Genomic DNA, 15125 nt, shown 5'->3' on the forward strand with positions numbered 1-15125 from the left:
GCGACACCGAGAAGAAAGGTTCGACCATGGGTGCACAGAAGCTCTCCGGCCCAGATGATGCGGCCGAGTCACAGCAGACCCTGTCTGCCGAGATCGAGGCGATCGAGACCGAACACAAGAACGCAGTCGCCGCCGGCACACCGGCCGAGACACAGCCGCGCCTGGACTACCGGCCATACCGGTCCTCGATTCTGCGGCATCCGACGAAGGACCCCCGGCACACCGATCCGGAGACGATCGAACTCTTCTCCCCCGCCTTCGGTCACCGCGACTTGGCGAACCTCGAATCCGACCTCACTATCCAGGCCGGCGGGGAACCGATCGGCGAACGCATCAAGGTCACCGGCCGCGTCCTCGACGGCGACGGACGACCCGTGCGCAACCAGCTCGTCGAGATCTGGCAGGCCAACTCCGCCGGACGCTACATCCACAAACGCGATCAGCATCCGGCCCCGATCGACCCGAACTTCACCGGCGTCGGTCGCACCCTGACCGGAGACGACGGCTCATATTCGTTTACGACGATCAAACCGGGCCCCTATCCATGGAAGAACCACCACAATGCGTGGCGGCCGGCCCACATCCACTTCTCACTCTTCGGCTCCGAGTTCACGCAGCGCATGATCACTCAGATGTATTTCCCGAGTGACCCGCTGTTCGCTCTCGACCCGATCTACCAGTCGATCACGGATCAGAAGGCCCGCGATCGCCTCGTCGCCACCTACGATCACAACATCACCGAGCACGAATTCCTCATGGGCTACAACTGGGACATCGTGCTCACCGGAGGCAACCGCACCTGGATGGAAGAAGAGGACGATGACTGAGACGAAGCTCACCGCAACACCCGGCCAGACCGTCGGACCATTCTACGGGTACGCCATGCCCTGGCCCGGCGATAACGAACTCGTCCCCCCAGCCAAGGACGGGGCAGTCCAACTCCACGGCTACGTCTACGACGGGGCAGGTGACCCCATCCCCGATGCGATCCTCGAGATCTGGCAGCCCGATGAGAACGGCGAAGTCTCGAGCAATTCGGGATCGCTGCGCCGTGACGGATTCACGTTCACCGGATTCGGCCGCAACGAGGTCGACCCACAAGGCCGCTTCGTCTTCTCCACTCTCAACCCAGGTGCCACGGAGCCCGGCAAGGCGCCGTTCATCAGCGTCGTCATCTTCGCCCGTGGGCTGCTCAACAGACTCTTCACCAGGATCTATCTTCCCGAAGACACCGCAGCCCTGGCCGCTGATCCCCTGCTGTCCTCCCTGGAGTCAGACGAAAGAGATCGACTGATTGCCACCCGTGAGGCTGACGGATCGCTGCGTTTCGACATACGGTTGCAGGGTGAGAACGAGACACCGTTCCTGCGGTTCCCCAGTCACGAAGACTGAGCCAGAGTCGCATCAGGCTACTCAACCGCGACTGCAGCGGCTGGAGAGGACACACAATGACTGACAGCGTTGCCCATACGCGCCTCCTGTTCGCCCCAGGCGATCTGCGAGGCGCCGAAGCCATCGACGATGTCGCCCTCGTGTCTGCACTCGGCGACGTCGAATCGGCGTGGATCAATGCTCAGGCACATGCCGGACTGATCTCCGCTGACGCCCGCGCCGAGGCGGTGGCGGGCATCGAAGCCACCACCCGGTCCCTGCTCTCAGAAGCCTCTGCGCTCGAGGCCTTGGCCGCGGACTCCGAATCCGGTGGCAATCCGGTCATCCCATTCCTCAAGGCCGTCCGCTCACAGCTCGGCCAGGATGCGTCCCGGGCCTTGCACAAGGGCCTGACCAGTCAGGACGTCATGGACTCGGCGCTCGGGCTGCTCATGGCCCGCGTCGCCCGCCAGACTCATGCGCGCCTCGACGTCATCGCCGAGGCGCTCGTCGGCCTCTCCGACGCCCATGCCTCGACCGTGTGCCTGGCCCGCACCCTGACCCAACCGGCCCTGCCGACGACCTTCGGACTCAAGGCTGCGGCCTGGGCCTCGGAAGTCCAGGAGGTCCAGAGTCTCACCCCCCGCATCGACTATGTGCAGGTCGGAGGTGCGGCCGGCACCCGAGCCGCGATCCGCGAGTTCGCCGGGACCCAGACCGAGGCACTGCTGCGCGAATTCCATGTGCAGCTGCGCGGACCCGACGCCGCGCTCACCAGCATTCCCGTGCCTTGGCACACCGACCGCGTCCGGGTCCTCAACTGGGCCTCCCACCTCACACAGTGTGTGACCGTCGGAGCTTCGATCGCTCGTGACGTACTCATCGGAACCCGCCCGGAGGTCGGCGAACTGAGCCTGGCCTCGACCGGCGGATCCTCGGCGATGCCGCAGAAACTCAACCCCACCTCGGCGGTCTTGCTCCACCGCAACGGAATGCGCGCCCCCGGTGCCATGGCCACACTGACCTCGACCGCCGCCGAAGCGATCGAGGAACGCTCCGACGGAGCCTGGCACGCCGAATGGCCTGCCCTGTCCGAACTCATGAGCCTGGCGGTGTCTTCCCTCATCATGCTCCAGACGATGGTCGAGGGACTGAGCGTCAACCCCGACGCGATGCTGAAGAACGTGGACACCGCCAGCCCCGGCATCTATGCCGAACGCCTCAACATCGCCTTCGGCGACAGGCTGTCGAAGACCGAGATCCAGAACATCATCGCTCCCGACGGTGACCCGGTGGCCGCACTCTCAGCAGCGCTCGCCCAGCACCCGGTCGCCGGTGACGACGCACTCGACCTCGCCGACTTCTTCTCACCGGAGAACTACCTCGGCGATGCCGAAGACATCCGCCAGACCATCATCGCCACCATCAACGGACCCGAGCCCGTATCACCGGGCCTCCTCCCCTTCGCCTCGAGAAAGTGATCTGACGTGGAACTGACCGCAACTGTCCTTGCCGCACCGACCGCCCCCGCCACCGCGAACCCGCGCATCCTCATCGTCCTGCCCTCACTGGGCACCTCGGTGAGCGCACTGTGGCAGTCCGCGTCCACCCACCTCGGCGGAGTGCACCCGGAGACGACTGTCATCGGCATCGATCTGCCCGGTCACGGTCGTTCGGCACCGGTCGACGTCCCCGCGGGGACATCCGAGGTTCCCAAGCTGACGATGAGCGACCTCGCCGAGGCGGTCCTGGCTACCCTCGATCGCATCCTTCCCGATGTCGCCGGGTCTGCTGCTGCCCGCATCAGCGTGGCCGGTGATTCGATCGGCGGAGCCATCGCCCTGCAGCTGGCCCTCGACCACGCCGATCGCTTCGACCGCGCCGCGGTGTTCTGCACCGGCGCGAAGATCGGCGAGGCCAGCGGTTGGGAAGAACGTGCCGAGGTCGTCGCCACTTCGGGCACTCCCACACAGGTCATCGGTTCAGCCCAGCGCTGGTTCGGTGAGGGCTTCATGGACCGCGAACCAGAGACTTCGGCCGCACTGCTGCATTCGCTGCAGGACGCGGACCGCTTCTCCTACGCCGCGCTCTGCCATGCGCTGGCCTCCTTCGACGTCCGCTCGCGTCTGTCCAGCATCTCTCTGCCTGTTCTCGCCGTGGCCGGGGCCCAGGACCAACCGACCCCGCCGACCAAGCTCGCAGAGATCGCCAACGGCATCTCCGGTGCCCTCCTCGAGGTCATCGAGGGTGCGGCCCACCTCGTACCCGCCGAGGCGCCGGCAGTCGTCGCCGGTCTGCTCCACGATTTTCTGGACGGAAACACCAGGGGCGGAAGCGCTGCGAGCGCAGAGAACTCAGGTGCAGCCTCGGCGGAACTGCCGACCGCCTCTGGTCCACGTGAAGCCAGCCGGGACGAGGTGCGCGAGGCCGGAATGACCGTGCGCCGTCAGGTCCTCTCCGACGCTCACGTCGACCGCGCGAATGCGAAGGTCGACGACTTCACCGCGGACTTCCAGGACCTCATCACCCGCTACGCCTGGGGCGAGATCTGGACCCGCCCTGGCCTGGAGAAGCGCATGCGCTCGGCGATCACGCTGACCGCAATGATCGCCGGCGGTCACGAGGCCGAGCTCGCGATGCACGTCAAGGCCGCTGTCCGCAATGGTCTGAGCCGTGATGAGATCAAGGAAGTCCTGCTCCAATCGGCCATCTACTGTTCCGTACCGAGTGCGAACACCGCGTTCTCAGTGGCTTCGCAGGCACTGGCGGAGATGGACGAAGAGAGCTGAGGCGCTGGCTGGAGCTGAGCCGGCCCTGGCCCGCGAGGCTGTTCGAATCGTCACATTGCGTCGGAGGGGCTACCGATGACCGTCGCTGAGCAATAGGCTTGTTCGGTTGCGGTGAATCGTCCGGTCGGGTCTCCGACCCCGGGCATCGCGTCTGTTCGACCTACCCACTCCGTCCGAAGGGACTCCATGAGCGACGCTCCGGTGCCACGCCGAGTCTACAAATTCGCCGTCTTCGCCTTAGCGATCGGCGCCTTTGCCATCGGTGTGACCGAGTTCGCCACCATGGGCCTGCTGCCCCATATCGCCCGGGAGCTCGGCATCACCGTGCCGCAGGCCGGGCATGCCGTGTCGTTCTACGCGATCGGCGTCGTTGTGGGCGCACCGCTGATCACCACGATCGCCGCTCACATGGACCGCAAGAATCTGCTGCTGGGCCTCATGGGGCTCTTCGCCCTCGGCAACCTCGCCTCGATGCTCGCCCCCGACGCCGCCCTGTTCAATATTGCTCGCTTCGCCAGTGGACTCCCCCACGGGGCCTACCTGGGCATCGGCGCGATCGTCGCCTCCACGCTCGTGCCCCCGAATCGTCGCGGACGCGCAATGTCACGCGTCATGCTGGGTCTGACGATCGCGAACATCGTCGGTGTCCCCATCGCCACGGCACTGGGCAACATGTTCGGCTGGCGCAGCGCCTACGCCCTCGTCGCCGGACTCGGCATCCTCTGCGTCGTCATGGTCGCCATCGCGGTCCCCCGTGTGAAACTCGGCGCAGCCCCCTCAGCTCGCGGTGAGATGAAGGCACTAGCACGTCCGCAGATCGTCCTCACTCTCCTTGCCGGTTCCGTCGGCTTCGGCGGCATGTTCGCCGTCTACACCTACATCACCCCGACCATGACTGACGTCGCCGGCGTCCCTGAGGTTGCGATCCCCTGGGTCCTCGCCGTCTACGGCCTCGGAATGACCGCCGGCTCACTCATCGCAGGTCCGCTCGTCGACAAGTCCATCGAACGCTCCGGCATCGGCGGCATGATCCTCTCCGCCATTGTGCTCTCCGCATTCGGTGCCTTCACCCACATCGCGGCCGTTGCCATCGTCGCGCTCTTCCTCATCGGCATCGCCGGTTCGATGATCACGACCGCTCTGCAGATGCGTCTGCTGCGCGATTCCCACGACGCCCCGAGCCTGTCCGCGGCGATGAACCACGCCGCGTTCAACCTCGCCAACGCCCTCGGCGCCTGGCTCGGCGGCATCGTCATCACCGCCGGCATGGGCTACCGCGCCCCGGCCTGGGTGGGCGTCGGTCTGTGCCTGCTCGGACTCATCGTCCTCATAATCGCGATCGCCCTGCGCCGAGGCGGCTCCGAGAACCGCTCGACCGTCGAGCTCTGAGTCCTGCCGAGGCCTGTCACGTTCTGGCGAGCCTTGCCGTGTCTTGACGCCGGAGTCGGACAGATCACTCGGACGTACAAGTAATCTCAACGCCTGAGACTTGAAGGGCGCGTTTTCTGAGACAGGAGTAGTGTCTAGCAGTCGCCCTTCATCCCTGTGTCCGGCGGCTTCCATCTGACACGAGCACCATCCGCCCGTGCCTTCGTCTTTCGATTACAGCGGAGCACAAAAGAACATGTCCACCGATACACAGCCGGGCTCCCCGAACGCGCAGCCTGGATCAGAGCACGACGACGCCATTGCGGCGACTCGGAAGAACAACACCCGAGGCAAGGTTCTCACCGCCTCGATGGTCGGCACGACGATCGAATTCTTCGACTTCTACGCCTACGCGACCGCATCTTCGCTGGTGTTCCCTGCCCTCTTCTTCCCGAACCAGACCTCGACGACGCAGCTGCTGAGCTCCTTCGCAATCTTCGGCGTCGCCTTCGTCGCCCGCCCTCTGGGCTCCATCATCTTCGGCCACTTCGGTGACCGCGTCGGCCGCAAGAAGACGCTCATCGCATCGCTGCTCATCATGGGCATCGGCACCTTCCTCATCGGGCTTCTTCCCACCGCGAGCACTCCGGGCTGGATCATTCTGGCACCACTCCTCCTCGTCCTCCTGCGCTTCTGCCAGGGTGTCGGCCTCGGCGGCGAATGGTCGGGTGCGGCACTGCTCGCAACTGAGAACGCGCCAAAGGGCAAACGCGCCATCTGGGGCACGTTCCCGCAGCTCGGCGCTCCGATCGGCTTCATCATTGCCAACCTGCTCTTCATCGGACTCAACAGGTGGACCTCCCCCGAGGCGTTCCTCGCCTGGGGCTGGCGCATCCCATTCCTGCTCTCGGCTCTTCTCGTCGCGGTCGGCCTCTATGTCCGCATGTCGCTCATGGAGACCCCCGCATTCCAGCTGGTCGCCCAGAAGCAGCAGATCTCGAAGGCCCCTCTCGCCGCTGTCTTCAAGACAAGCTGGAAGCCACTGGTCCTCGGCACCTTCATCATGTTCGCGACCTACGTGATCTTCTACTTCATGACCGCGTTCACCCTCACCTACGGCACCTCACCCGCCACGACCGGTCAGGCGAAGGCCGCCGCCGAGGCTGCGGGCACGGTCTTTGATCCCGCAGGGTTCGTCGCGGGGCTGGGGTATACGAAGAGTGAGTTCCTCACTTACCTCATCATCGGCGTCGTGTTCTTCGGCATCTTCACTGTGGTCTCCGGTCCCCTGGCTGAGAAGCTGGGGCGGCGCAAGATGCTCATGGGAGTGACGATCCTCATCGCCGCCTACGGCCTCGTCGTCAACGTCCTGTTCAACGCGGGAACCGCCGGCGTCATCATCGCCCTGATCGTCGGCTTCATCCTGATGGGCCTGACCTTCGGCCCGATGGCCGCCTACCTGCCGGAGCTGTTCCCCGCCAACGTCCGCTACACCGGGTCGGCGATCTCCTACAACATGTCCAGCGTCATCGGCGCGGGGCCGGCGCCCTTCGCCATGGTCGCCCTGTGGCAGGCCGAAGGCGGAACGATCTTCTACTGCGGCCTCTACATCATCGGGGCGGCGATTCTCACGCTTATCGCCCTGTTCCTGGCCAAGGACACCTCGGACCTCGACATGGAGGCTCAGCTGAGCTGAAGCAGACAGTGGCCGGTCACGGCCCATTGCGCGCGACCGGATTGGTGGTCGTGGACTCGAGAGAAGTCTCCAGTCTGCGGCCACCTTTCTCATCTCCGAAACCTCGGCGAACCTCGGGCCAAATAAAGGAATCTCAACACTACGATTTGGAAACAACCACCTCGGCGGGGTCGGGCTGGTCGCAAGTGTGACTCAGCACACTGTACGATTCCTTCCAGACGTTGCTCAGACATTTCCGTGCGAGCGACACCGGCTTTCTGACATCGATGTCAGCGACACCCCTGGAGGAACCATGAAACGACGCCTGACCCTGGCCACCGTGGCCGTCGGCGCCATGCTCGCCCTATCCGCATGCGGCGGAGGCGGCGATTCCAAACCCGAGGCGACCGGTGAGGGCGGCGTTCCTCTCGTCAAAGAGGGCCAGCTGACCACCTGCACCCACCTGTCCTACCAGCCGTTCCAGTTCGAGAAGGACGGCAAGGTCGTCGGCTTCGACGTCGACATCGTCGATGCCGTGGCAAAGAAGCTCGGCGTCAAACAGGAGATCATCAACACCTCCTTCGAGACGATCACCTCGGGAGCCGAGTTCAACCAGAAGAAGTGCGACGTAGCGGCAGCGGCAACGACGATCCAACCGAAGCGCGAGGAAGCAGCCGACTTCTCCGATCCCTACTTCGATGCAAACCAGGCGATCTTGACCAAGGGCGACAAGAAGGCCAAGGACGAGGCAGCGCTGAAGGGCTTCAAGGTCGGCGCACAGGCGGGCACCACGGGCCTCGAATACGCGACCGAGCACTTCAAAGACTCGGAGGTCGTCACCTATGAAGACCTGCCGCTGTCACTCGAAGCGCTCAAGACCGGGCAGGTCGACGCCGTCATCAATGACAACGGCGTGCTCTACAACTACAACACCGAGAACAAGGGCTTCGCCATCGGCTTCGATATCAAGACCGACGAGCACTACGGCATCAGCATGAAAAAGGGCAACACCAAGATGAAGACGGCCGTCGACGACACCCTCAAGGAGATCAAGGGCAACGGCGAGTACGACAAGATCTACAAGAAGTGGTTCGGCGACGCTCCCAAATAGAGATCGCTGATCGGGCGGTCGATCTGAGCCCTCGAGGCCGGGTCGGCCGCCCGTTGACCTGAGCAGATTCGGCACACCACGCCACCACCGTTGAAGGACGACACCCATGTCACCAACACCCGCGAACGGAGACAGCGGCCCCATCGGCCCCGCAGTCCCTCTCGCCACAGCCACCCCCAAGGCCAAGATGAGCAAACGCCAGAAGGCGAAGCTCTCCCGCGGAATCCAGTACGCAATCCTGATCCTCATCGCCGCCGTCATCGCCTTCGTCGCCGACTGGCCGACACTCATTGATACTTTCGGACGTGTCGACATCGCCGTCGGCATGTTCCCTGAGGTCATCACCGGTGCGCTGAAGAACACAGTCATCTTCACGGCTCTGGGCTTCGTCCTCGGGCTGGCCATCGCTCTGGTCGTTGCTCTCATGCGACTGTCCTCGGTCGGCGTCTACCGCTGGCTGGCGACTATTTACATCGAATTCTTCCGCGGGCTCCCAGCCCTCGTCGTCTTCCTCGTCATGGGCTTCGGGCTTCCTGTCGCGTTCCCCGGCTTCCTCCTGCCTCAGTTGGTCATCATCATGATCGCCCTGGGCCTCGTGTCCTCGGCGTACATGGCAGAGACCATCCGCGCCGGCATCCAAGCCGTGCCGAAGGGACAAGTCGAGGCGGCCCGCTCACTGGGCATGTCCTCCTCAAGAGCAATGGTCACGATCGTGCTGCCGCAGGCGATGCGCATCATCCTGCCGCCGCTGACCAATGAACTCATCCTGCTCACGAAGGACTCCTCGCTGGCCTACATCCTCGGATCCTCTGTCGACGGTCGCGAACTTGCAGCACTCGGTCGAGCTGAGATCGTCAACACCGCGAACCTCACCCCGTTCATCGTCATCGCAGTCTGCTATCTCATCATCACGATTCCGCTGTCCTATCTCTCACGCGTCCTCGAACGCAAATACGGTTCCGCCGAGCCAGGAGCAAAATGATGACCTCTCCGATCATTGCGATCCGCAACCTCAAGAAGAGCTTCGGGACGAATCAGGTTCTCACCGACATCAACCTCGATGTCGGCAAGGGCGAGGTCGTCTGCGTCGTCGGCCCCTCAGGCTCGGGTAAGTCCACGATGCTGCGCTGCATCAACACGCTCGAGACCCCGACCGGTGGGTCCATCGTCGTCGACGGCATGGACATGACCGATCTCGACCTCGACATCGATGCCGCCCGCACCCGCATCGGCATGGTGTTCCAATCCTTCAACCTCTTCGCCCACCTCACCGTGCGTGAGAACCTCACGGTCGCCCAGACGAAGGTGCTCAAGCGACCGAAGTCCGAGGCCGACAAGGTCGCCGAGGCGAACCTGGCCAAGGTGGGACTGTCTGAGAAGATCGAGGCCAAGCCCGGTTCACTCTCCGGCGGGCAGCAGCAGCGCGTGGCGATCGCTCGAGCGCTGAGCATGGATCCCGACGTCATGCTCTTCGACGAGCCGACCTCGGCGCTCGACCCGGAGACCGTCGGTGACGTTCTCCAGGTCATGCGCAAACTCGCCGAGGCAGGAATGACCATGGTCGTCGTCACCCACGAGATGGAGTTCGCCAGGCAGGTCGCCGACCGGGTGATCTTCATGGACGGAGGAGTCGTCGTCGAGGCTGGTCCAGCCAAGGAGGTCATCGGCAATCCGCAGGAGCAGCGGACGAGGGACTTCCTCTCTCGCGTCCTCAATCCCGGACAGCTGGGGTAGATTCGTCGGCGAATCAACCACGCCCGGTCGGCAGGACGAGCGGCAGCAGGACTTCGTCGACGATCGCTTCGATGCGTGTCCTCTCCACTGGATTCGGATCCATGAGAATGTCGTGTCGCACCAGGTCGACGGGCATGTCCAGGACCGTGCCCGAAATCTTGTTCAGATCGATCTCTCCGCGGTCATGCGCACGCTGATAGATCATGATCAGGTTCTCGGTTCTCTGCGCGCCCAGGATCCTGTCCCGGAACTGCGTCAATGACAGTCCTGTCGAATTGAGCAGGCCGGAGAATGCACCACCGAAGGCGATCGAGAAGAAGCCGGCGCGCTGACGCCCCATTCTCTCCAACAGTCCGATCAGGTCACCGCGCAGACTGCCTCTGTCCGGCACCGTGATCGGGTGGGCCTCTCGGTAGTGCTCAAATGCGGCGAGAGCCAGGTCGTCCTTGTTCGACCAGCGTCGGTACAGCACGGCGATACCGGTACGGGCACGCGTCGCCACCGACTCCATGGTGAATCCCGCATAGCCGACGTCCGAGAGTTCGTCCCATGCTGCCTGCAGCAATGCGCTCTCAAGCTCCGCACCTCGTCGACGGGTGCGGGCGGGGCTGGGCATCGAGGATTCGCTCACCTCAGCATCGTACGACACAAACCCTCAAGGAATGTTTGCATCTCTTATTAGATGGGTTTATCTTTAGAGAGGAAAACCTCTCTAACCTAAGGTCCTGCCCATCATGTCCACCTCCCAGACCGGATCACCCGCTGCCGAAGCGAACGCCGCAGCGCCTCCGCTCCCCCGAGCAGCGAAACTCGCCATCACCACCTTGGTGATCGGCGCGATCGCCGCCATCCTCGACTCCACGATGGTCACTCTCGCCATCCACACCCTGACTGTCGACCTGCACTCCACCACTGCAACCATCCAATGGGTCACTACCGCCTACCTGCTCGCACTGGGCGTGGCCGTTCCCATGACCGGCTGGCTGGAACGGAGAATAGGAGGCAAACGCGCATGGATGCTGGCGCTGCTGATCTTCGGAGCCGCTTCAGTCCTCTGCGCACTGTCCTGGAATGATGCGAGCCTCATCGCCTTCCGCGCCATGCAGGGACTTGGCGGCGGCCTCATCATGCCACTCATGCAGACTCTGGCCATCAGAGCCGTCGGCCACCGGCCGAGCCCCAATCTCATCGCCACCATCAGCATGCCCGCAGCTCTGGGCCCCATTCTGGGACCGGTCGTCGGCGGCGTCATTCTCAACTGGCTCAGCTGGCGGTGGCTGTTCCTCGTCAATGCCCCGATCGTCATCGTCGCCCTGGTGATGGCGTGGAAATATCTTCAATCGGATCGACCCGCCGCAGACCAGAAACGACCACGGCTCGACTGGGTGGGCTTGAGCCTGCTGTCCCCGGCCGTGGTCGGCATTCTGCTGGGCTTCTCGCAGACCGCACAGCACGGAGGTCTTGACCATCCCGGTGTTCTCATCCCGCTCAGTGCCGGAATTCTCCTGCTGGTCGGCTTCATCATATGGGCGCTCCGCAGCGCAGACCCACTCGTGAACGTGCGGCTGATGCGGGTCCGGTCGATGTTCACAGCCTCGTCGACACTCTTCACCGCCGGAGCGGCCATGTACGCAGGCATGTTCCTGCTGCCCCTCTACTTCCAAGTGGTGCAGGGGCGGTCCGTGCTCGAAGCCGGCCTTCTGATGATCGCTCAAGGAATCGGCGCGCTTGTCATCCGCTTCGTGACAGGCAAACTCGTCGCCCGCTTCGGCGGTCGGACCGTGACGGTCGCCGCCTTCCTCGTATCAGTCATCGGCACGCTGCCGTTCGCGTTCGCAGATCACGACACGAGCCTCGTCTGGCTGACACTCGTGCTGTTCGTCCGGGGACTCGGAATCGGCGCGGTCCTCATCCCGCCGATGACCCTGGCCTACCAGGACCTCGGGCCGGAGGATGTCGCACATGCCAGCATGAATACGCGCATCATGCAGCAGTTCGGAGCCTCATTCGGCACCGCGATCGTCGCGGTCGTCCTGCAATTCGTCGCGCTCCACTCCACCTCCGGCGATGCCGCGCTGCAGGCATTCCACCTGTCCTTCTGGTGGGCGGTCGGCATCTCGCTTCTCGCGCTGCTGCCCGCACTCGCCCTCCCCGGACGGAAACCGGACGCCGAGGCTGCGCCGTAGCTCCAGAGTCCGGTTTCGTGGGTTCGTCCTACTTCTTGGCTTCGGCCTGATCCTTCTTCAGGATCACCCGGTAGCCCAGTCGTGGGTCGTAACCGTGGATCTCTCTGGTGTCGAGGGCAGCCATGAAGTCGAGCACCTCGGCGGTGATGACCTGGCCCGGCACCAGCACAGGGAATCCTGGCGGGTAGGGGGTGACGAATCCGGCCGAGACCGGCTCGTCACCGGACTCAACCCGATGGCTGAGTTCCTCCGGCAGCACATGTTCGATGTTCCACCGACGCAGACCCGCATAATAGGCCGTACGCAGGTCACCGTCGGGCAGCTGCTTCGACGGATCCTCAGCAGGCACCTCGGCGGCATAGGCAGGAGCGAAGGCGGAGAAATCGGGCAGCGGAGGCATGAGCGCGGCCGGCTCCGCCACGGTTTCGTGAGACTGGATTTCGTGCGGGTCGTTGAACTTCCCGGCCAACTTCACCAGGACCTCGATGAGGTAGGCGATGGATGAGCGGGAGGTGCCGATGTTCGTCATGAACAGCACCGTGTTGCGGCTCGTCTTGTTCACCTGGATGCCGTAGCGGTCCATCAGGTGTTCGTGTTTGAACGTGTCTCCATCGACGCCGGTGCCGCTGATCTCGACGGTGATGCGGCTCGGGTCGACGACGAATTCGTCCTTGTCCCACGCTTCCCAGAAGGTCGCCATACCGTCACGCAGCGGCATCGTCCGTTCGGTCTCCCGGAATTCCTCCGGGATCAGGTCTGCAGCGGTGAGCACGCGGAAGGTCTTCTTCAGCAGCGGGTGCCGTGAGACCGCCGATGCCAGACTCATCGCCAGGTCCAGCTGCTTCTGGACGAGTGCGAATCCTTCCATCTCGACCTGCCGGCGGCCCAGATCCAGGGAGGCGAGGATCTGGTAGTTCGGCGAGGTGGAGGTGTGCGTCATGTACGCCTCGTGGAAGGACTCCTCGCCGCCGTAGGCAAATTCCTGATCGTAGACATGGATCATCGATCCCTGTCGCAGAGCGGTCAGAGTCTTGTGGGTCGACTGGGTCGCATACACGCGAATCCGCGAATCCGGTGGCGGCAGCAGCGTCTCGTTCAGCCACACCTCATCGGGTGCCGGTTGTCCGGTCTCGGAGTCGAAGAGTCGTTTCTGCTGATCGAGGTAGGCCGTGGCATGGGCGTTGGTGGCCAGGAGATCTTCCAGGTGCTCGGCCGCGACCATGGCCGTGCGCTTGCGGGTGACAGGGTGGAACCGGGCGAAGGCGAACCAGGCCTCGTCCCACAGGAACACGAGATCCTTCTTGATGGCCAGGCACTCGGCCATGACCTTCTCCGGGTCGTAGACAATGCCGTCGAAGGTGCAGTTCGTCAGGGTGATCATGCGCACCTCGTCGAGGCGACCGGCGGCCCGGTAGTCCAAAAGGAGCTGCTTGATCCGGTTCAGCGGCACCGCACCGTAGAAGGCGACGTCGTTGAGCGGGTAGGCCTCGAGGTAGGCGGTTCGGGCACCGGTGAGCATCAACGCGTGGTGGTGGGATTTGTGGCAGTTGCGGTCGACCATGACCACCTCGTCGGGTGAGACGACGGCCTGGTGGACGATCTTGTTCGCCGTCGACGTTCCGTTCGTGACGAAGTAGGTGTGCTTGGCACCGAATGCGCGGGCCGCCAGAGACTGGGCCTTCTTGATCGTGCCCACCGGAGCGAGCAGCGAGTCGAGCTCGCCCGAGGTGGCACTGGTCTCGGCGAGCAGCAGGTTGAGGCCGTAGAAGTCAACGAAGTCGCTGATCCACTTCGACCCCACAACCGAGCCGCCACGGGAGACTGGGAGCGCGTGGAAGACTCCGGCAGGGCGGCGGGCGTGCTCACGGATCGCGGTGAAGAACGGGGTGTCATAGAGGTGCTGAACGCGACGCAGCAGGGACAAGTGCAGTTCGAACTGGTCCTCGCGCCGGAAGACACGGCGGAAGCGATGAGTCAGCGCACCAGCCAAACTCTCGATATGGGCGCCGGCCATGAGGTAGAGGTCGAGCTCCGGGCGCAGACCCGCCAGAGTGTCGGCCAGGCGCAGCACCCGACGGACCGAGTTGAGCGGGCTCATCGGCGCTGTAGGCGACATGGCTGTGCCCTCGTGGGCGAGCGCGACGGTGCTGCGCAGATCGCGGCTGAGCACCTCGCGGGTCCGGTCGGTGAATCCGGGGCGGATGACGCAGGCGAGCAGATTCGGGTTCGTCAGCGCCGCGACGACTGCGTCATCAGCAGTCGGGACGATGACGTAGTCGTAGATGAACTGGTCGGAGGCGTTGCGCAGCTTGAGCAGGTCGGTGTGCAGCTCATCGCGGCCTCCCTCGGTGGTCTCGTCGACGATGAGGACCTCGAAGCGAGGACGTGGGTCCTGCCGGTCCTTCTGCTCGGCGCGCTCTTCCTCATTGAGATGGTCATCGTCGGCCACATCGGGGACTGTGTTCCCGCGCAGGCGGTTGACGGCTCGCGTGATCATGTCGTGGGCCCGATCGAACTCACCATCGGAGAGCAGCTCGGCAATGTCTTCGACATAGCGCTGACCGAATCCGCCCCAGTACAGTTCGATCGTCTTCAGCGAGCGCAGCGAACGCCAGACCTCACCGTCGGCGGCGATCATCGAGAAGTCGCCGCCGCTGATGGCCAGGCGTTTGATCGCGAACTTCAGGTACTCCCAGGCGTCCGAGCGCAGACGCCAGGTGCTCGCCGGCATTCCCGGGTCGCGTTCGAGCTTGGATTGTTTGGGCCGAGACCGGAATCCGTTCTCCGAAACATCCGCGTCCAACCGCTTTCGGGAGGTCCCTCCGGCAGCTGACGGTCCAGGCATGAATGATGCCTGTGCCGGGTGTTCGTCGGAGTCGATGCCGGTCATA

At 63.9% G+C, this 15125-nt stretch carries 12 protein-coding genes and 1 pseudogene; 11 read left to right on the forward strand and 2 right to left on the reverse strand.

Going from position 1 to position 15125, the window contains the following annotated elements; translation table 11 throughout:
* Positions 1–26: 26 nt before the first annotated feature.
* The 10 genes and pseudogenes from pcaH to INT29_RS11145 all read left to right on the forward strand — a co-directional run bounded on the left by pcaH (position 27) and on the right by INT29_RS11145 (position 10048).
* Entirely contained in the window at positions 27–827 is an 801-nt protein-coding gene (gene pcaH / locus INT29_RS11105) for a protocatechuate 3,4-dioxygenase subunit beta (RefSeq protein WP_193071656.1), read from the forward strand.
* On the forward strand, positions 820–1392 hold the full coding sequence (pcaG, locus tag INT29_RS11110; protein WP_193071657.1) for a protocatechuate 3,4-dioxygenase subunit alpha: 573 nt from the start codon (positions 820–822) through the stop codon (positions 1390–1392). Before pcaH ends, pcaG begins: the two co-directional genes overlap by 8 nt.
* A gap of 56 nt (positions 1393–1448) precedes the next feature.
* Positions 1449–2852 (forward strand): lyase family protein, encoded by a 1404-nt coding sequence (locus INT29_RS11115; RefSeq protein ID WP_101571922.1) that lies wholly within the window; start codon positions 1449–1451, stop codon positions 2850–2852.
* Positions 2853–2858: 6 nt separating this feature from the next.
* Positions 2859–3650 (forward strand): annotated as a pseudogene (locus INT29_RS20150) (alpha/beta fold hydrolase); the annotation flags it as partial.
* 96 nt (positions 3651–3746) lie between these two features.
* Complete coding sequence (pcaC, locus tag INT29_RS20155; protein WP_226841885.1) at positions 3747–4160, forward strand: 4-carboxymuconolactone decarboxylase; 414 nt, start codon at positions 3747–3749, stop codon at positions 4158–4160.
* A gap of 186 nt (positions 4161–4346) precedes the next feature.
* Positions 4347–5549: an MFS transporter gene (locus tag INT29_RS11125; protein WP_101571919.1), complete on the forward strand. Its 1203-nt coding sequence runs from the start codon at positions 4347–4349 to the stop codon at positions 5547–5549.
* A gap of 235 nt (positions 5550–5784) precedes the next feature.
* A complete protein-coding gene (locus INT29_RS11130) occupies positions 5785–7224 on the forward strand; it encodes an MFS transporter (protein WP_101571917.1) in 1440 nt (479 codons plus the stop codon).
* 292 nt (positions 7225–7516) lie between these two features.
* Positions 7517–8314: a transporter substrate-binding domain-containing protein gene (locus tag INT29_RS11135; protein ID WP_193071659.1), complete on the forward strand. Its 798-nt coding sequence runs from the start codon at positions 7517–7519 to the stop codon at positions 8312–8314.
* A gap of 187 nt (positions 8315–8501) precedes the next feature.
* Positions 8502–9296, forward strand: a complete 795-nt coding sequence (locus INT29_RS11140) for an amino acid ABC transporter permease (protein WP_193071716.1) — start codon at positions 8502–8504, stop codon at positions 9294–9296.
* Entirely contained in the window at positions 9293–10048 is a 756-nt protein-coding gene (locus tag INT29_RS11145) for an amino acid ABC transporter ATP-binding protein (protein ID WP_319020884.1), read from the forward strand. Before INT29_RS11140 ends, INT29_RS11145 begins: the two co-directional genes overlap by 4 nt.
* Before the next feature lie 13 nt (positions 10049–10061).
* Here the strand turns inward: INT29_RS11145 and INT29_RS11150 are convergent, their stop codons facing one another.
* Positions 10062–10679, reverse strand: coding sequence for a TetR/AcrR family transcriptional regulator (locus INT29_RS11150; RefSeq protein ID WP_319020885.1), 618 nt, complete (start codon positions 10677–10679; stop codon positions 10062–10064).
* A gap of 103 nt (positions 10680–10782) precedes the next feature.
* On the opposite strand from INT29_RS11150, the gene INT29_RS11155 reads away from it, so the two are divergent.
* Complete coding sequence (locus INT29_RS11155) at positions 10783–12234, forward strand: MDR family MFS transporter (protein ID WP_193071660.1); 1452 nt, start codon at positions 10783–10785, stop codon at positions 12232–12234.
* Positions 12235–12262: 28 nt separating this feature from the next.
* On the opposite strand, the gene INT29_RS11160 is transcribed toward INT29_RS11155, so the two are convergent.
* Positions 12263–15124, reverse strand: coding sequence for an aminotransferase class I/II-fold pyridoxal phosphate-dependent enzyme (locus INT29_RS11160; protein WP_193071661.1), 2862 nt, complete (start codon positions 15122–15124; stop codon positions 12263–12265).
* Position 15125 lies beyond the last annotated feature (1 nt).

The organism is Brevibacterium sp. FME37, assembly GCF_014897485.1.
Classification (GTDB): domain Bacteria; phylum Actinomycetota; class Actinomycetes; order Actinomycetales; family Brevibacteriaceae; genus Brevibacterium.

Coding starts and splice junctions, on each gene's coding strand:
- pcaH (WP_193071656.1), top strand. CDS start 27: ATGGGTGCACAGAAGCTCTCCGGCCCAGATGATGCGGCCGAGTCACAG.
- pcaG (WP_193071657.1), top strand. CDS start 820: ATGACTGAGACGAAGCTCACCGCAACACCCGGCCAGACCGTCGGACCA.
- INT29_RS11115 (WP_101571922.1), top strand. CDS start 1,449: ATGACTGACAGCGTTGCCCATACGCGCCTCCTGTTCGCCCCAGGCGAT.
- INT29_RS11125 (WP_101571919.1), top strand. CDS start 4,347: ATGAGCGACGCTCCGGTGCCACGCCGAGTCTACAAATTCGCCGTCTTC.
- INT29_RS11130 (WP_101571917.1), top strand. CDS start 5,785: ATGTCCACCGATACACAGCCGGGCTCCCCGAACGCGCAGCCTGGATCA.
- INT29_RS11135 (WP_193071659.1), top strand. CDS start 7,517: ATGAAACGACGCCTGACCCTGGCCACCGTGGCCGTCGGCGCCATGCTC.
- INT29_RS11140 (WP_193071716.1), top strand. CDS start 8,502: ATGAGCAAACGCCAGAAGGCGAAGCTCTCCCGCGGAATCCAGTACGCA.
- INT29_RS11145 (WP_319020884.1), top strand. CDS start 9,293: ATGATGACCTCTCCGATCATTGCGATCCGCAACCTCAAGAAGAGCTTC.
- INT29_RS11155 (WP_193071660.1), top strand. CDS start 10,783: ATGTCCACCTCCCAGACCGGATCACCCGCTGCCGAAGCGAACGCCGCA.
- INT29_RS11160 (WP_193071661.1), bottom strand. CDS start 15,124: ATGACCGGCATCGACTCCGACGAACACCCGGCACAGGCATCATTCATG.